Genomic DNA, 16,825 nt, shown 5'->3' on the forward strand with positions numbered 1-16,825 from the left:
GATCCGCGGCGACCTCGACCATTTCGGCGCCCTCGGGTTCCTGCAGGGACTCCTCACCGTCCTGCGCGACTGCGGCCACCCGGGGCTGCTCGTCGCCTCGACGTCCGGCACGCCCTCCACGACGTGACGGGCCGCGCCTCCGACCGGCTCGTCCTGCAGGAGCACGACGCCGTCGCCGCCGCCCTCGAGTTCCCGGACGCCCACGCGCTCAAGCACGCCACCGCCGAGGCCGCCCGCACCATCGCGCACGCCGCCGACCAGCTCTGGCGGCGCGTCGAACGGTTCGCCGCCGGCCGCCGGCCCCCGTCCCGCCGCCGCCCCGTGGGCGACGGCGCCGTCGAGCACGACGGCGAGGTCGTCCTCGCCCGCGGCGCCGACCTGGACGACCCCGCGCTCGTCCCGCGCGTCGCCGCGGCCGCCGCGCAGCACGGCCTGCCGCTCGCGCCCGCGACCGTCGACCGCCTCGCCGCGTCCGCCGCCGTGCCGCGCCCGCCGTGGCCCGCGGCGGCCCGCGACGCGCTCGTCTCGCTGCTCGGCGCCGGGCCCGCCGCGATCCCCGTCTGGGAGGCGCTCGACCAGGCCGGGCTGATCGTCCGGCTGATCCCCGAATGGGAGCACGTCCGGAACCGGCCGCAGCGCGACCCGATCCACCGCTTCACCGTCGACCGCCACCTCGTCGAGACCGCCGCCGGCGCCGCCGCCCGCACCCGCGACGTCGCCCGCCCCGACCTCCTCCTCGTCGGCGCGCTGCTGCACGACATCGGCAAGGGGCGCGGCGGCGACCACTCCGCCGCCGGCGCCCCCATCGCCCGCGACATCGCCGCCCGCCTCGGCTTCGACGCCGCCGACGCGCGCGTCCTGGAGGCCGTCGTCCGGCACCACCTCCTGCTCCCGCACACCGCCACCCGCCGCGACATCGACGACCCCGCCACCGTCGCGACCGTCACCGCCGCCGTCGCCGCCGTCCCCGGCCGCGAACGCGAGACCCTCGAACTGCTCGCCGCCCTCGCCGTCGCCGACGGCCACGCCACCGGCCCCGCCGCCTGGAACGCCTGGAAGGCCCGGCTCGTCGCCGAACTCGCCCGCCGCGCCGCCGCCGCGCTGTCCGGCGGCACCCCGCCGCCCCCGCCCGCCCTCGGCGAGCGCGAACTCGCCCTCGCCCGCCGCGACGGCGTCAACGTCCGCGTCGCCGGAACCCGCGTGACGATCGCCGCGCCCGACCGTCCCGGACTGCTCTGGCGCGCCGCGGGCGTCCTCGCCCTGCACCGCCTCGCCGTCCGGACGGCCCGCACCGTGTCGTCCCCCGGAACCTCCGCGGGCACCGCCGTCCTCGACTTCACCGCCGTCCCCGAGTTCGGCTCCCCGCCCGACCCCGCCGCCCTCGAGGCCGACCTGCGCCGGATGCTCGCCGACCGCCTCGACGTCGCCGACCGCCTCGACCGCCGCGCCCGCTCCCGGCGCGTCCGTCCCGGCACCGCCGTCCCGCCGCCGCGCGTGATGATCGTCGACGGCGCGTCCAGCACCGCCGCCGTCGTCGAGGTCCGCGCCCACGACCGTCCCGGGCTGCTGTGGCGGATCGGGCGGGCGCTCGGCGGGCACGGCCTGCAGATCCGCGCCGCCCAGGTCGACACGCTCGGCGCCGAGGCCGTCGACGTCTTCTACGTCGTCGATTCCCGCGACCGCCCGCCCGCCGACCCGTCCGTCCTGGAGGCCGTCCGCGCCGACATCCTGGACGCGCTGACCTGAACATCGCGGGGCGTGGGCGAGCCCCCGGCACTCGGCGCGGGAGGGGCGGGAGGACGAACGCCCCGCAGACGGTCGCCCGAGGCGGGTGGGAACCCGCCGGGGAGCCGATACGCTGATAGACGATCCCAGTAGCTTTCCAAGGACGGTCCAGACACGTGTTCGAGACGCTCTCCGACCGGCTGACGACGGTCTTCTCGTCGCTGCGCACCAAGGGCCGGCTCTCCGAGGCCGACATCAACGCCACGGCCCGCGAGATCCGCGTCGCGCTGCTCGAGGCCGACGTCGCGCTGCCCGTGGTCAAGGACTTCATCGCCCGCGTCAAGGAGCGCGCGCGGGGCGCCGAGGTCTCGCAGGCGCTGAACCCCGCGCAGCAGGTCGTCAAGATCGTCAACGAGGAGCTCATCGAGATCCTCGGCGGCGAGACCCGCGAACTGCGGCTCGCCAAGAACCCGCCGACCGTCATCATGCTCGCGGGCCTCCAGGGCGCCGGCAAGACCACCCTCGCCGGGAAGCTCGCCCGCTGGCTCAAGCAGGAGGGCCAGACCCCGCTGCTGGTGGCGGCCGACCTGCAGCGGCCCAACGCCGTCCAGCAGCTCGAGGTCGTCGGCGAGCGCGCCGGGGTCCCGGTGTTCGCGCCCGAGCCCGGCAGCGGCGTCGGCGACCCCGTGGACGTCGCCCGCCGCTCCATCGAGCAGGCCCGCCGCGCCCAGCACAGCATCGTCGTCATCGACACCGCCGGCCGGCTCGGCATCGACGCCGAGATGATGCAGCAGGCGATCGACATCCGCGACGCCGTGCAGCCCGACGACGTCCTGTTCGTCGTCGACGCCATGGTCGGCCAGGACGCCGTCAACACCGCCCAGGCGTTCATGGACGGCGTCGGCTTCGACGGCGTCGTCCTCACCAAGCTCGACGGCGACGCGCGCGGCGGCGCGGCCCTCTCGGTCCGGCACATCACCGGCCGGCCGATCATGTTCGCCTCCACCGGCGAGAAGCTCGAGGACTTCAGCGTCTTCCACCCGGACCGGATGGCCGGGCGCATCCTCGACATGGGCGACATCCTCACCCTGATCGAGCAGGCCGAGCGCACGTTCGACGAGGCGCAGGCCGAGAAGATGTCGGCCAAGTTCGCCTCCGGCGAGGACTTCACCCTCGAGGACTTCCTCGAGCAGATGATGATGATCCGCAAGCTCGGCCCGATCGGCAACCTGCTCGGGATGATGCCCGGCATGGGGCAGGTCCGCGACCAGATCAGCCAGATCGACGACCGCGACCTCGACCGGATCGCCGCGATCATCCGCTCGATGACCCCGCAGGAACGCTCCCAGCCCAAGATCATCAACGGGTCCCGGCGGGCCCGCATCGCCAAGGGCTCCGGCGTCACCGTCGGCGAGGTCAACAGCCTCGTCACCCGCTTCTTCGACGCGCAGAAGATGATGCGCCAGATGGCCGGCGGCATCCCCGGCATGCCGGGCATGCCCGGCGGGGGCAGGCGCAAGGCGGCCAAGGCGGCCAAGGCCAAGAACAAGAAGGGCAAGCAGCGCAGCGGCGACCCCCGCAAGCGCGCCGCCCAGGCGAACCGGCCCAAGGAGCCCGCCGACGGCGCGCCCCAGGGCCTCCCACCCGGCCTCGGCGGCGGCCAGCTTCCCCCCGGCCTCGGCGGCGGGCAGCTCCCGCCCGGCTTCCAGATGCCCGACCTCGACAAGCTCCAGCCGCGCAAGAAGAAGTGACGCGCGGCGTCACCGCCCGATTGCGCTTTTCCCGCGTCCGTCTGGCAGAATGGCGTGCCTGGAAACCCGGAGCCGCGCGGCGCCCTCTCTCGTCCTGCGCGGCCGGAGTCCATCGGGTGGACCGAAGGCCGGTGTTCCCCACCTGGCGCGGCCCGCCCACCCTGTAATGAAGTCTGGAGTACACCACACCCGTGGCAGTCAAGATCAAGCTCAAGCGTCTGGGGAAGATCCGGAACCCGCAGTACCGGGTCGTCGTCGCCGACGCCCGCACCAAGCGGGACGGCCGGGCGATCGAGGAGATCGGCCTCTACCAGCCCAAGCAGGACCCGTCGCTCATCCAGATCGACTCCGAGCGGGCCCAGTACTGGCTCGGCGTCGGCGCGCAGCCGACCGAGGCCGTCCTGAACCTGCTCAAGATCACCGGTGACTGGCAGAAGTTCAAGGGCGAGCCGGGCGCCGAGGGCACCCTCAAGGTCGCCGAGCCGCGCCCCGACCGCAAGGCCGTCTTCGAGGCCGCGGTGAAGGAGGCGCTGGGCGACGACGCGGCCGAGGCCACCGCGACCCGCGCCAAGAAGAAGGCCGAGCCGAAGAAGGCCGAAACCGAAGTCAAGAGCGAGGGCTGACGTGCTCGAAGAAGCGCTCGAGCACCTGGTCCGCGGGATCGTCGAGCACCCCGACGACGTCGGAGTGCGCGCCCGCCGGATCAGGGGCGGCCGGGTCCTGGAGGTGCGCGTGCACCCCGAGGACCTCGGCAAGGTCATCGGCCGCGGCGGCCGCACCGCCAAAGCCCTCCGCACCGTGATCAGCGCCCTCTCCGGGGGCCGTTACGTGCGCGTGGACCTGCTCGACGTCAACGAGGTCCGCTGAGCGCGTGAACCTCAGCACCGCCGCACGGCGCACCGCCGTGTCCGTGCGGGGGGATGACCTGCCCGGCCGTCCCCCCGCCCGTCGGCGCCCCCGAGCGCTCTCTTCGACACCACCCGCCCGCCCCGCGATCGTCTTCGCCGGGGCGCGGCCCCTCCTCGCCTCGGCGAAGCTCTCCGCGGCTCCCTTCGCTCAGTCGCGATCCCTCCCCGCCTCGGCGACGTCCGCCGCGACCCCGGGCCGGGCCGTCGCGACCTCCCCGGCCTGCACGGTGCTTCCCGCGGTCCCGCTCACCCCCGCCACGGACGGCGGGCGTCGCGGACGCGCGGGACGGAACGCGAGGCGCCCATCGTGAGCGACCCGATCGTCATCGGCCGGATCGGCCGTCCGCACGGAATTCGCGGCGAGGTGACCCTCGACGTCCGCACCGACGACCCGGACGTCCGGTTCGCGCCCGGCACCGAGATCGCCACCGACCCGGCGTCCGCCGGGCCCCTCACCGTCGAGCGCGCCCGCTGGCACTCCGGGCGCCTGCTCGTCCGGTTCGCCGGGATCGCGGACCGCGACGCCGCCGAGGAGGTCCGCGGCACCTGGCTGGTCGTCCCCCCCGACGACATCCGCCCCTCCGCCGACCCCGACGAGTTCCACGACCGCGAGCTCATCGGCCTCGCCGTCGTCACCACCGACGGCGCCGACGTCGGCCGCGTCGCCGACGTCCTCCACCACGGCCAGGACCTGCTGGTCGTGCGGGGGCCCGAAGGGGACCGGTTCGTCCCGTTCGTGGCCGCGCTGGTCCCCGAGGTGGACGTGCCCGGCGGCCGGCTCGTCATCGACCCGCCCCCCGGCCTCCTCGACGAATCATGAACATCGACATCGTCACGATCTTCCCCGAGTACTTCGCCCCGCTGGACCTGTCCCTGCTGGGCAAGGCCCGGCGCGGCGGGCTGCTCGACCTCACCGTGCACGACCTGCGCGACTGGACGCACGACCGGCACCGCACCGTGGACGACACCCCCTACGGCGGCGGGCCCGGCATGGTGATGAAACCCGAACCGTGGGGCGAGGCGCTGGACGCCGTCGTCCCGCCCGGCACCACCGCCCGGCTGGTCGTCCCGACCCCCGGCGGGCGGCCCTTCACCCAGACGCTCGCCGCCGAGTACGCCGCCGAGCCCCGCCTGGTCTTCGCGTGCGGACGGTACGAGGGCATCGACTCCCGCGTCGCCGAGGAGGCCGCGGCCCGCATGCCCGTCGACGAGGTCAGCCTCGGCGACTTCGTGCTCGCCGGCGGCGAGGTCGCCGTGCTCGTCATGGTGGAGGCCGTCGCCCGGCTCCTGCCCGGCGTCCTCGGCAACGCCGACTCGGTCGCCGACGACTCCTTCGCCCCCGGCGCGATGGAATCCCTCCTGGAGGGCCCCGTCTACACCAAGCCGCCGGTGTGGCGCGACCGTCCCGTCCCGGAGGTCCTCCTCTCCGGCAACCACGGCGCGATCGCCCGGTGGCGCCGCGACGAGGCGCTGCGCCGCACCGCCCGCGTCCGTCCCGAACTGCTCGCCCGCATGGCCCCCGAACACCTCGACGCGCACGACCGCGACGTCCTGCGTGAGGCCGGTTTTCCGGTTGACGCCGAAGGTATGGCAAACTAGAGCGTCCGTGCGCCTGCACTCTCGCAGGCGATGAAGACCGCTTCCGCGGCGCGACGCCCCCACGAAGGACCCACGGGGCCTCTCGGCGCCCGCGTTCGACCTTGAGGAACCGCTGCGATGCACACCCTGATCCAGGAGATCGAGAAGGCCGCGATGCGCGCCGACGTCCCGGACTTCCGCCCGGGCGACACGCTGAAGGTGCACGTCCGCGTGACGGAGGGCAACCGGAGCCGTATCCAGGTCTTCCAGGGCGTGGTGATCCGGCGCCAGGGCGGCGGCGCCCGCGAGACCTTCACCGTCCGCAAGGTGAGCTACAGCGTCGGCGTCGAGCGGACGTTCCCGATCAACAGCCCGTCGATCGACAAGATCGAGGTCGTCACCCGCGGTGACGTCCGCCGCGCCAAGCTCTACTACCTGCGCAACCTGCGCGGCAAGGCCGCGCGCATCAAGGAGAAGCGCGAGTCCTGAGCCCGTGCCCCGCAACGCCCCGGACCCCTCGGTACCGGGGCGTTGCCCGTTTCGGGGGAAATATTCGGCTCGGCTCTCTGCGACACGCCCGCGACGGGCATGTTCGGGCCCCGCGCCGCTAGTCTTTTGATCTGATGACTGATGAGGACGATCGGAGAGACGTGCGATCCGAGGCCGAGGGCGCGGTGCCCGAAGAAGAGCAGGCCGTGACCTCCGAAGAAGAGGCGGCCGAGGACGGCGACGACAAGAAGAAAAAGCAGGGCTCCTTCTGGAAAGAACTGCCCATTCTCGTCGTCATCGCCGTCGTCCTCGCCCTGGTCATCAAGGCGTTCGCCGTTCAGGCCTTCTACATCCCGTCCGGTTCCATGGAGAACACGCTCCAGGTCGGCGACCGGGTCCTCGTCAACAAGATCGTCTACCACACCCGCGACGTCGAGCGCGGTGACATCATCGTCTTCAACGGGCTGGACTCCTGGGACCCCGAGACCCAGGTCAGCGAGCCCACCAACCCCGTCTCCAAGGCCCTCCGCTGGGTCGGCGCCGCCTTCGGCTTCGCCCCCAACGAGAAGGACTACATCAAACGGGTCATCGGCATCCCCGGCGACCGCGTCAAGTGCTGCGACGCCCAGGGCCGCGTCACCGTCAACGGCGTCCCGATCGACGAGTCGTCCTACCTCTACACCGACCCGATCACGGGCGAGCAGAACAAGCCGTCCAACGACCCCTTCGACATCACCGTCGCGCCCGGCCAGGTGTGGGTCATGGGCGACCACCGGGAGCTCTCCTACGACTCCCGCTCCCACCAGGCCGACCCCGGCGGCGGCACCATCCCGATCGACCACGTCATCGGCCGCGCCTTCGTGATCGTCTGGCCCCTGGACCGGGTCGACACCCTCCCCATCCCGGACACCTTCGAGCAGCCCGCGCTGACGGCCGCCGCCGCGGCCCTGCCCGCGACGCCCTACGCGCTCGGCGCCATCGGCACCCTCCCCATCGCCTACCTGCTGAGGCGCCGCCGCATCAGACCGGCGCCGACCATCGGGTGATCAGCGACATGCCCGGAAGAGGCCCATTCGGGCGGCGGCAGGGGGCCCGGGCGACGTACGCTGCGGAGCATGAAGGGTCGTCCACTCCGCTTCACGCCGCGCCGTGACGCAGGGCTGCTCGCCTACGAGCGCGCCCTGGAGCACGCCGGCTTCACCCCCGTGGCCGGCGTCGACGAAGCCGGGCGGGGCGCGTGCGCGGGCCCCCTGGTCGTCGGCGCGGTGATGCTGCGCGGAGGCCGCCGCGGGACGATCGAGGGCCTCACCGACTCCAAGCTCCTCACCCCGGCCCGCCGCGAGGAGCTGTACGGCGAGATCACCGAACGGGCACTCGCCTGGAGCGCCGTCGTCATCCCGTGCCACGACATCGACCGCATCGGCCTGCACCGGTGCAACATCACCGGAATGCGCCGCGCCCTCGCCGCCCTGCCCGAACGCCCCGCCTACGTGCTGAGCGACGGCTTCCCGGTGCCCGGCCTCGAGGTGCCCGGCCTCGCCATGATCAAGGGCGACCAGGTGGCGGCCTGCGTGGCCGCCGCGTCCGTCATCGCCAAGGTCACCCGAGACCGCATCATGGTCCAACTCCACGAGCGGTACCCGGAGTACGGTTTCGACCTGCACAAGGGATATGTGACCCGCGCGCACAGCGAGGCCCTCCGAGAGCACGGACCATGTCCGGAGCATCGGTTCTCCTACGTCAACGTCGGGCGAGCAGTGCGTAACAATGGGGACGTGGCCTTGGGGGAGGTCCCCGGCGAAGGCCGCACGGAAGGGGCACGAGCGTGAGCGCCGAGGATCTCGAGAAGTACGAGACCGAGATGGAGCTTCAGCTCTATCGCGAGTACCGGGACGTCGTCGGGCTGTTCACCTACGTCGTCGAGACGGAGCGCCGCTTCTACCTGACGAACTCCGTCGACCTGCAGGTGCGCGGCACCGACAACGGCGAGGTCTTCTTCGAGGTCACCATGCAGGACGCCTGGGTCTGGGACATGTACCGCCCCGCCCGCTTCGTCAAGAACGTCCGCGTCGTGACCTTCAAGGACGTCAACGTCGAGGAACTGGCCAAGAGCGACTTCGAAATGCCCTCCGACCAGTAACCCCCCCAACCCGGGTCACCGGCCGATTCCAACGACCAACCCCACCCGTCCCACCCCACCAAAACACCACGCGCGACGCCGCCCCGCCAGGACGCACCCCACGAGGTGCCCGCGACGGCGGTCGCCCGGCACCCCGCGTGATCCGGCCACACCCCCTTCCCGTGGGTGCATCCCGCCGGTGCGCCCCCGGCGGCCTCGCCGGGGGCGTGACTTCGCGCGGTGTTCGTCCCCGGTCTCATGGGGCGGGTGGGGTTTTGGCGGTCGGGGTCAGGCGCCAGCCGGCGGAGGCGCGTTCGATGAAGCCGCCGGCGGCGAGCAGGCCGAGCTTGGCGTTGACCGTCGGCAGGGGGACCCCGGCCTTCGCCGCCAGTTGGGCCGGGCCCACGTGGCCGCGGGCGGGGAAGGCCTCCAGGACGGAGCGGGTCAAGGGGTCCAGGCGATCGCGGGGGAGGACCGGTGTGCGCGGGGCCGGGGCCAGGTCCTCTCCGATGCGGCCGACGGCTTCGATGACCTCCTCGTGACGGGTGACCAGGAGCGTGCCCTCCTCGCGGAGGAGGCGGTGAACGCCGACCGAGGTCCGGGAGGTGACCTGGCCGGGGACGGCCATGACGACGCGGTTGAGCCTCCGGGCCCAGGAGGCGGTGTTCAGGGCGCCGCTACGGGCCTCGGCCTCGACGATCACCGTCCCTCGGGAGAGCGCGGCGATCACCCGGTTGCGGACGAGGAACCGGAGCCGGTGCGGGTGGGTGCCGGGCGGCGACTCGCTGACCAGGACCGAGCGGCGGGCCATCTCGGCGAACAGCCCCTCGTTCGACGCGGGATAGGGGACGTCGAAGCCGTTCGCCAGGACCGCGATGGTGGGGCCTTCCGCCGCCAGCGAGCCGCGATGGGCCGCGGCGTCGATCCCGAGGGCCCCGCCGGAGACCACCGTCCAGCCCGAGTCGGCCAGTTCCGCCGCCAGGTCCGCGGCGACGTGCAGCCCGTACGGGGACGCGGCGCGGGATCCGACGATCGCGACCGAGTGCAGGCAGCTTCTTCGCAGGTCGGCGGGGCCGTGCAGCCACAGCGCGTAGGGACGTTCGCCGCCGAGGTCGTCCAGGGTGGTGGGCCATTCGGGGTCTCCCGGGCAGATCAGGCGTCCGCCGAGTTCGGCGCACACGGCGAGGTCCTGGTCGGGGGCGGCGCCGACGAGGCGGATCCGCCAGTGTTCGAGGCGTGCGGCCTCCTTCTCGGTGACGTTCAGGCCGTCGGGCGGGCGACCGGCGCGGATGGAATCCAGCGTCCGTTCGGGGCCGGCGTGGTCGATGATCCGGTTGAGGAAGGCGTCGCCGGGTTCGGCGACGGCGGTCAGGGCGGCGCGCGCGGCGCGTTCGGCGTTCACGGGCGCCCCGCCGACCACAGGCCGAGCGCGCCGCCGATGTCGTCGGCCTCGGGTTCGTCGTGGCCCGCGAGGTCGGCGATCGTCCAGGCGACCCGCAGGATCCGGTCGAGGCCCCGGGCACTGAGCGTCCCGCGCTGCAGCGCGTCGTCCGCGCTCCGCATCGCCTCGCCGGACGGGACGAAACGGCGGCGCAGTTCGGGCCCGGGGATCTCGGAGTTGGAACGCCAGGGGGTGCCGGCCAGCCGTTTGAGCGAGCGTTCCCGGGCGTCGAGGACCCGTTCGGCGACGACCTTGCTCGTCTCGGCGAACTCCAGGTCGTACCGGAGTTCGGCGCGGCTGGCCGGGGTCAGTTCGAGTTTTAGGTCGATCCGGTCGAGCAGCGGGCCGGAGATGCGGGTTCCGTACTTCCGCCGGATCCCGGGGGCGCAGGAGCAGTCGATCTGTTTGGCCGCCGCGCACGGGCACGGGTTGGCCGCCAGGACGAGCGTGAAGCGCGCCGGGAACGTCGCCGTGCCCTCGGCTCTGCAGATCCGGACATTGCCCTCTTCGAGGGGTTGGCGGAGCGCGTCCAGGGTGCCGTGCTGGAACTCGGGCGCCTCGTCCAGGAAGAGGATGCCCCGGTGCGCGAGGGAGACGGCGCCCGGTTGGAGCGTCCGGCCGGAGCCGCCGCCGACCATCGCGACGCGGCTCGCGGTGTGGTGCGGGGCGTAGAACGGCGGCTGGGTGATCAGCGGCTGGCCCGGTGGAAGCGTGCCCGCCACGGAGTGGATGGTGGTGACCTCCAGGGCCGATTCGGGTTCCAGGGGCGGCAGCAGCGTCGGCAGCCGCTCGGCCAGCATGGTCTTCCCGCAGCCCGGCGGCCCCGAGAAGTAGAGGTGGTGCCCTCCGGCGGCGCTGATCTCCAGGGCGCGGCGGGCGTCGGCCTGCCCCCGGACGTCCGCGAGATCGACGTCCGGGGGGATCTCCTTCCGGCCGACGGCGAGGCGGCCGCCGAGCGCCGGTTCGTCCTCGTCCTCCTCGTCCGGCGGCGGCTCGTCGCGCAGCAGGCACAGGAGGCCGCGCAGGGTTTGCGCGGAGACCACCTCCACGTCCGGGACCAAGCGGGCCTCGGCCGCGTTGGCGTGCGGGACGACCACCGTGTGGCAGCCGCTCTGGGAGGCGGCGAGCACGGCGGGCAGGACCCCCTGCACCGCGCGGATCCGGCCGTCCAGCCCCAGTTCGCCGATCATCACCAGTCCCGCGCACGAGCGTGCCGGGACCACCTCTGCGGCGGCGAGCAGCGCCACGGCTATGGCGACGTCGAAGTTCGAGCCTCGCTTGGGCATGCTCGCGGGGAACAGGGACACCGTCACATGACGGTTCGGCCAGTCCTCGTCCGAGTTGAAGATCGCCGCGCGGACGCGGTCGCGGGCCTCGCTGAGCACGGTGTCGGGCAGGCCGACCAGGTGCAGGCCGGGCACTCCGCTGGTGATGGCGGCCTCGACGTCCACCAGGAAGCCCTCCACGCCGACCAGTGACACCGAGCGGGTCTTGGCGAGCGTCATCTAGCACACCTCCCTCAGGTGATCGATGGTGAAGCCGTCGCCGTCGGCGACCAGGCCGAGCACGTCCACCCGGACGGCCGTCCCGCGGGCGCCGTGCGCGGCGGCCCAGCGCCAGGCCAGCCGGCGTAACCGGGCGGCCTTCGACTCGGTGATCGCCTCCAGCGGGTCGCCGAAGCGGGTCGACCGCCGCGTCTTCACCTCGCAGACGACCGGGACCCGGCCGTCGTGGGCGACGATGTCGATCTCTCCCTCGGAGCACCGCCAGTTGCGGTCGAGGATCGTCCAGCCGATCCCGGCCAGGTATCCGGCGGCGGCGTCCTCGCCGCGGCGCCCAAGGTCGATGTGCTGTCTCACGGACCTCACCTCCGATCTCGACGCTCCCCGATGCGGGGACTCCCTGTAACCGGAACGGCACCCTGTGGATAACTCGGCGGGACATTCCGGCTCGGCGGGTCGAAACCCGGCGTGGGGTGCTTGCTTCCTCGGGGACGACGTCGCACGGTGGCGGCTGTGAGCAACACGGTCGGGCACGGCACGGGCGAACGTGCGGAGGACGACGCCGATGGGGGCGGGGAGCTCGAGGCGGCCGTCGTCGAGTTCGGACGCCACCTGCGTGCGGAGCGCGACGTCTCGCCGCACACGCTCCGCGCGTACCTCGGAGACCTGCGGGACCTCTGCGCCCACGCGGCCGAGACCGGAGCGACGCGGCCCGCGGATCTGGACGTCGGGCTGCTGCGGGCCTGGCTGGCCCGGCAGCACGCGATGGGACGGTCGCGGGCCACGCTCGCGCGCCGGACGGCGGCCGCCCGCGCGTTCACGGCCCACCTGCACCGGATCGGCGTCCTGGAGAGCGATCCGGGGCTCCTCCTGGGCACCCCTCAGCGGCGCCGGAGCCTGCCCGCCGTGCTGACCCAGGACGACGCGGGGCGGCTGCTGGACGACATGGACGCCGAAGGCCCGCTGGGACTGCGCGACCTCGCCGTCCTCGAGGTGCTGTACGCGACGGGCGTGCGCATCAGCGAACTCTGCGGACTGGACGTCGACGACCTCGACACCGGGCACCGGACGATCCGCGTCCTCGGCAAGGGGGGACGCGAGCGGACGGTGCCGATGGGCGAGCCCGCCGCCCGCGCCGTCCAGGACTGGCTCCGCGCCGGGCGTCCCGCACTGGCGGACGAAGGCAGCGGACCTGCACTCTTCCTGGGCGCGCGCGGACGGCGCCTGCACCCGACGAGTGCGCGGCGGATGGTGCACGCGCGCATCGCGGAGGTCGGCGGGATGCCCGACATGGCGCCGCACGGGCTGCGGCACAGCGCGGCCTCGCACCTCCTGGAGGGCGGAGCCGATCTGCGGAGCGTCCAGGAGATCCTCGGGCACGCCTCCCTGCAGACGACCCAGCTCTACACGCACGTCTCGTCCGAGCGGCTCAAGCGGGTGCACCGTCAAGCCCACCCGCGCGGAGCCCGGGACGATTAGCGCCCTCCGGCTCCCGGCTACGGGGTCCGGCGCAGGCGCCGTTCCTTCGACAGGTCGATGACGCCCGGCGGCGGAGGAGGCGGCGGCCGGAGGCGACCGGCACGGAGACGGGCGCGCGGACGCGGGCGGGTGCGGCGCCAGACGAACGCCAGGGCGTACGCCAGGACCATGCCGGTCAGCGCGCCGCCCGTGGCCGTCGTCGCGTCCCGCAGCCCCATGCGCGGCTCCGCGGCGGCGGACTCATCGCGCTCGCGGGGCGCGGGCGGCGGGGACCAGTACGGGAGCAGCCTGATCTCGCGGTGCACGAGGTCGACCGGGTTCAGGTACGCGTTCCCGTCGCGCAACCCCCAGTGCAGGCAGGTGGTCGCGCAGTGCGAGCGATCGGCCTCGACCCGGCCGATCACGGTGCCGGGCGCGACGCGGTGCCCGACGGGGACGCTCGGACGGACGGGCAGGTACGTGGTGCTGAGGCTCCCGTGCGTGATCGCGACGACGCCGCGTCCCGCGAGCCGGTCGGCGAAGGACACCCGTCCGGGCCCGGCGGCGCGCACCGGCTGCCCCGGACGGGCGGCGAGATCGACACCGCGGTGGCCCGCACCCCAGGGGGACGCCGGCGGCGAGAACCCGCGCAGCACCTGGGGCGCGGGTGGGCCCAGCGGCCACCGCCAGACGTCCGGGCTCGGCGCCCCGGCCGTGATCGCGCAGGTGAGGAGCAGTGTGAACAACGTCATGCCGGAAGAGTGCCGGGGGAGCGCGCCGGTCGTGGCGGCTTCCGCGGTCTGTGGATAACCTCCGCGTCCGTTGATTCCCGGAGGCCTCCGGGCCCTGATAATCTGTGATGGTGTTCCAAAAGGACACCGGCCGAGGCCAGGCCGTCACCCTTTCGACCACGCGGTCGGACGGGCGAGAAGCCGCTACCTGTGAGCGGACGGGCCGCGGCCCGGGAGACCGGGCCACAGCCGTCAGGGAGGACCCGGCGGCTGATTTCACGCGTCCGCATGCCACCGACCTGGTGGGGTGCCGCCCCTCGGTCCGTCGCCGCCGGCGACGGTGGGACGGCTCCCGGGCGCAGGCAGACAACCAAATGCGGCCCGCCTGGGCCAGAGAAGGAGAACACGGGCAATGGCACCCGTCGTCACCATGCGGCAGCTCCTGGAGAGCGGCGTCCACTTCGGCCACCAGACCCGCCGGTGGAACCCGAAGATGAAGCGCTTCATCCTCACGGAGCGCAACGGCATCTACATCATCGACCTGCAGCAGTCGCTGTCCTACATCGACCGCGCCTACGAGTTCGTCAAGGCCACGGTCGCCCACGGCGGCACCATTCTGTTCGTCGGCACCAAGAAGCAGGCCCAGGAGGCCATCGCCGAGCAGGCCACCCGGGTCGGCATGCCCTTCGTCAACCAGCGCTGGCTGGGCGGCATGCTCACCAACTTCTCCACCGTCCACAAGCGGCTCACCCGGCTCAAGGAGCTGGAGGAGATCGACTACGACGACGTGGCCGGCTCCGGCATGACGAAGAAGGAGCTCCTCGGCCTGCGCCGCGAGAAGGACAAGCTCGAGCGCACCCTCGGCGGTATCCGCGACATGGCGAAGGTTCCGAGCGCCATCTGGATCGTGGACACCAAGAAGGAGCACATCGCGGTCAACGAGGCCAAGAAGCTCGGCATCCCGGTCGTCGCGATCCTGGACACCAACTGCGACCCCGACGAGGTCGACTACCCGGTTCCGGGCAACGACGACGCGATCCGCAGCGTCAGCCTGCTGACCCGCGTGGTCGCCGACGCCGTCGCCGACGGCCTGATCGCCCGCGCCGGCGCCGGTGCCGGCGGCGACGAGAAGCCCGCCAAGGGCGCCGCGTCCGCCGCCGAGCCGCTGCCCGAGTGGGAGCGCGAGCTGCTGGAGAAGCAGTCCGCCGAGGCCGCCCCCGCCGCCGAGGCCACGGAGGCCGCGGAGGCCCCCGCGGCTCCCGAGGCCGAGGCCGCCGAGGCCCCCGCCGAGCCGGAGCAGGCGAGCGCCGAGGCCGAGCAGGCTTGATCCCGCGATCCCGGCGGCCCGTGACGGGCCGCCGGGATCGTGGCGGGTCCACGACCAACGACGAGAGAAGCGAAAAGAGCGATGGCGAACTTCACCGCCGCTGACGTCAAGCGGCTCCGTGACCTGACCGGCGCCGGAATGATGGCCGTCAAGAACGCCCTGACCGAGGCGGACGGCGACTTCGAGAAGGCCACCGAGCTGCTGCGCCTCAAGGGCGCCAAGGACGTCGGCAAGCGCGCCGAGCGCACCGCGGCCAACGGCCTCGTCGCCGAGTACTTTGCCGACTCCGGCAACGGCGCGATGCTCGAGCTCAACTGCGAGACGGACTTCGTCGCGAAGAACGCGCAGTTCATCGAGCTGGCCGACCGTCTCGTCCGGTTCGCCGCGACCGCCGGCGTCGCCGACGTGGCCGCGCTGCTGGGCGCCGAGGTCGAGCCGGGCAAGACCGTCCAGGCCCTGATCGAGGAGAACAGCGCCAAGATCGGCGAGAAGCTCGAGCTGCGCCGGTTCGCCCACTTCCAGGGCGCCTACGTGGCCAGCTACCTGCACAAGTCCGACCCGCAGCTGCCGCCGACGACCGGCGTGCTGGTCGAGCTGGACGCCGAGAACGCCGAGGTCGCCAAGGACGTCGCCCAGCAGATCGCGGCGATGGCGCCCAAGTACCTGAACCGCGACGAGATCCCCGCCGAGGCGATCGAGAAGGAGCGGGCGCTCGCCGAGCAGCTCACCCGCGACGAGGGCAAGCCCGAGCAGGCCATCCCGAAGATCGTCGAGGGCCGGGTCAACGCCTACTTCCGCGACTTCGTCCTGCTGGAGCAGGCGTTCGTCAAGGACGGCAAGAAGACGATCGCGAAGGTGCTGGACGAGGCCGGTGTCAAGGTCGTCCGGTTCGCCCGCTTCAAGGTCGGGCAGGCCTGAGGGCACTCTGGAAACGGGGACCAGGGCAGAAGACGGACACAACGAGGAGGCCGCCGACGTGCCGGACAAGACGACCACTAGCGCGACGGCGGCCTCGTCGTCCGCCCGGCACGCGCCGGGCGCGGGCTGGAAACGGGTGCTGCTGAAGCTGTCGGGGGAGGCGTTCGCCGGACGCGACCCGCTCGGCATCGACCCGCAGATCGTGCAGCACGTCGCCGAGGGCATCGCCGAGGCGGTGCGCGACGGCGTCGAGGTCGCGGTCGTGTGCGGCGGCGGCAACATGTTCCGCGGCGCGGTCATGGCCGAACGCGGCATGGACCGCGGCCGCGCCGACTACATGGGCATGATCGGGACGGTCATCAACTGCCTGGCGCTCCAGGACTTCCTGGAGAAGCTCGGCATCGACACCCGGGTCCAGACCGCCATCACCATGAGCCAGGTGGCCGAGCCGTACATCCCGCGGCGTGCCATCCGGCACCTGGAGAAGGGCCGCGTCGTCATCTTCGGCGCCGGGCTCGGCCAGCCGTTCTTCTCCACCGACACCACCGCCGCCCAGCGCGCGCTGGAGATCGGTGCGGAGGCCGTGCTCAAGGCGACTCAGGTGGACGGCGTCTACGACGCCGACCCCCGCAAGAATCCAGAGGCGGTCAAGTTCGACCATTTGGATTACGGTGAAGTTCTACAGCGGGGACTGAAGGTCATGGACGCCACGGCCATCAGCCTCTGCATGGACAACGCGCTCCCCATCGTGGTCTTCGACCTGTTGGGGCAGGGCAACATCGTCCGGGCCGTCCGGGGTGAGAAGATCGGCACGCTGGTCAGCCCGGCACAGGGCTGACCGCAGCGCGACCGCGCCTCGCGGGAGCCGTGCACGCGCA

General features: G+C 73.0%; 19 protein-coding genes. 15 read left to right on the forward strand and 4 right to left on the reverse strand.

The window, feature by feature from the left end; all coding sequences use genetic code 11:
• Positions 1-40 precede the first annotated feature (40 nt).
• From AB0L25_RS22315 to AB0L25_RS22365, 11 genes are all read left to right on the forward strand, one after another.
• Complete coding sequence (locus AB0L25_RS22315) at positions 41-127, forward strand: hypothetical protein (RefSeq protein WP_500174673.1); 87 nt, start codon at positions 41-43, stop codon at positions 125-127.
• Positions 124-1,746 (forward strand): [protein-PII] uridylyltransferase, encoded by a 1,623-nt coding sequence (locus AB0L25_RS22320; protein WP_500174563.1) that lies wholly within the window; start codon positions 124-126, stop codon positions 1,744-1,746. The genes AB0L25_RS22315 and AB0L25_RS22320 overlap by 4 nt, the downstream gene beginning before the upstream one ends.
• Positions 1,747-1,901: 155 nt before the next feature.
• Positions 1,902-3,476, forward strand: a complete 1,575-nt coding sequence (gene ffh, locus AB0L25_RS22325) for a signal recognition particle protein (RefSeq protein WP_500174564.1) — start codon at positions 1,902-1,904, stop codon at positions 3,474-3,476.
• Between the two features lie 191 nt (positions 3,477-3,667).
• On the forward strand, positions 3,668-4,099 hold the full coding sequence (rpsP, locus tag AB0L25_RS22330) for a 30S ribosomal protein S16 (protein WP_500174565.1): 432 nt from the start codon (positions 3,668-3,670) through the stop codon (positions 4,097-4,099).
• A gap of 1 nt (position 4,100) precedes the next feature.
• The gene (locus tag AB0L25_RS22335; protein ID WP_026405312.1) at positions 4,101-4,343 is read left to right on the forward strand and encodes an RNA-binding protein; all 243 of its coding nucleotides are present in this window, start codon (positions 4,101-4,103) and stop codon (positions 4,341-4,343) included.
• Between the two features lie 348 nt (positions 4,344-4,691).
• Positions 4,692-5,204, forward strand: coding sequence for a ribosome maturation factor RimM (rimM, locus tag AB0L25_RS22340; protein WP_500174566.1), 513 nt, complete (start codon positions 4,692-4,694; stop codon positions 5,202-5,204).
• Positions 5,201-5,983: a tRNA (guanosine(37)-N1)-methyltransferase TrmD gene (trmD, locus tag AB0L25_RS22345; protein WP_500174567.1), complete on the forward strand. Its 783-nt coding sequence runs from the start codon at positions 5,201-5,203 to the stop codon at positions 5,981-5,983. The genes rimM and trmD overlap by 4 nt, the downstream gene beginning before the upstream one ends.
• A gap of 117 nt (positions 5,984-6,100) precedes the next feature.
• The gene (rplS, locus tag AB0L25_RS22350) at positions 6,101-6,451 is read left to right on the forward strand and encodes a 50S ribosomal protein L19 (RefSeq protein ID WP_026405315.1); all 351 of its coding nucleotides are present in this window, start codon (positions 6,101-6,103) and stop codon (positions 6,449-6,451) included.
• A 134-nt stretch (positions 6,452-6,585) separates the two neighbouring features.
• Positions 6,586-7,497 (forward strand): signal peptidase I, encoded by a 912-nt coding sequence (gene lepB / locus AB0L25_RS22355; RefSeq protein WP_500174568.1) that lies wholly within the window; start codon positions 6,586-6,588, stop codon positions 7,495-7,497.
• A 69-nt stretch (positions 7,498-7,566) separates the two neighbouring features.
• Positions 7,567-8,280, forward strand: coding sequence for a ribonuclease HII (locus tag AB0L25_RS22360; protein ID WP_500174569.1), 714 nt, complete (start codon positions 7,567-7,569; stop codon positions 8,278-8,280).
• Positions 8,277-8,591 (forward strand): DUF2469 domain-containing protein, encoded by a 315-nt coding sequence (locus AB0L25_RS22365; protein ID WP_151015770.1) that lies wholly within the window; start codon positions 8,277-8,279, stop codon positions 8,589-8,591. The genes AB0L25_RS22360 and AB0L25_RS22365 overlap by 4 nt, the downstream gene beginning before the upstream one ends.
• A gap of 235 nt (positions 8,592-8,826) precedes the next feature.
• Here the strand turns inward: AB0L25_RS22365 and dprA are convergent, their stop codons facing one another.
• Genes dprA through AB0L25_RS22380 form a run of 3 tightly spaced genes read right to left on the reverse strand, consistent with a single transcriptional unit; the run spans position 8,827 to position 11,870 of the window.
• Positions 8,827-9,972, reverse strand: a complete 1,146-nt coding sequence (gene dprA, locus AB0L25_RS22370; RefSeq protein WP_500174570.1) for a DNA-processing protein DprA — start codon at positions 9,970-9,972, stop codon at positions 8,827-8,829.
• Entirely contained in the window at positions 9,969-11,516 is a 1,548-nt protein-coding gene (locus tag AB0L25_RS22375; RefSeq protein WP_500174571.1) for a YifB family Mg chelatase-like AAA ATPase, read from the reverse strand. The genes dprA and AB0L25_RS22375 overlap by 4 nt, the downstream gene beginning before the upstream one ends.
• Positions 11,517-11,870, reverse strand: coding sequence for a YraN family protein (locus AB0L25_RS22380; RefSeq protein ID WP_500174572.1), 354 nt, complete (start codon positions 11,868-11,870; stop codon positions 11,517-11,519).
• Between the two features lie 156 nt (positions 11,871-12,026).
• Between AB0L25_RS22380 and AB0L25_RS22385 the strand changes: the two genes are divergently transcribed.
• The gene (locus tag AB0L25_RS22385) at positions 12,027-12,992 is read left to right on the forward strand and encodes a tyrosine recombinase XerC (RefSeq protein ID WP_500174573.1); all 966 of its coding nucleotides are present in this window, start codon (positions 12,027-12,029) and stop codon (positions 12,990-12,992) included.
• Positions 12,993-13,009: 17 nt separating this feature from the next.
• Here the strand turns inward: AB0L25_RS22385 and AB0L25_RS22390 are convergent, their stop codons facing one another.
• A complete protein-coding gene (locus AB0L25_RS22390) occupies positions 13,010-13,723 on the reverse strand; it encodes a murein hydrolase activator EnvC family protein (protein WP_500174574.1) in 714 nt (237 codons plus the stop codon).
• Between the two features lie 391 nt (positions 13,724-14,114).
• Here AB0L25_RS22390 and rpsB point away from each other — a divergent pair, with 391 nt between their 5' ends.
• The 3 genes from rpsB to pyrH all read left to right on the forward strand — a co-directional run bounded on the left by rpsB (position 14,115) and on the right by pyrH (position 16,785).
• Complete coding sequence (gene rpsB, locus AB0L25_RS22395; RefSeq protein ID WP_500174575.1) at positions 14,115-15,029, forward strand: 30S ribosomal protein S2; 915 nt, start codon at positions 14,115-14,117, stop codon at positions 15,027-15,029.
• A gap of 81 nt (positions 15,030-15,110) precedes the next feature.
• The gene (gene tsf / locus AB0L25_RS22400) at positions 15,111-15,947 is read left to right on the forward strand and encodes a translation elongation factor Ts (RefSeq protein WP_500174576.1); all 837 of its coding nucleotides are present in this window, start codon (positions 15,111-15,113) and stop codon (positions 15,945-15,947) included.
• 58 nt (positions 15,948-16,005) lie between these two features.
• Positions 16,006-16,785, forward strand: a complete 780-nt coding sequence (gene pyrH, locus AB0L25_RS22405) for a UMP kinase (protein ID WP_500174577.1) — start codon at positions 16,006-16,008, stop codon at positions 16,783-16,785.
• Positions 16,786-16,825: the final 40 nt, after the last annotated feature.

Origin of the sequence: Spirillospora sp. NPDC052242 (assembly GCF_040679555.1) — a bacterium.
In the GTDB taxonomy this organism is placed as follows: domain Bacteria; phylum Actinomycetota; class Actinomycetes; order Streptosporangiales; family Streptosporangiaceae; genus Spirillospora.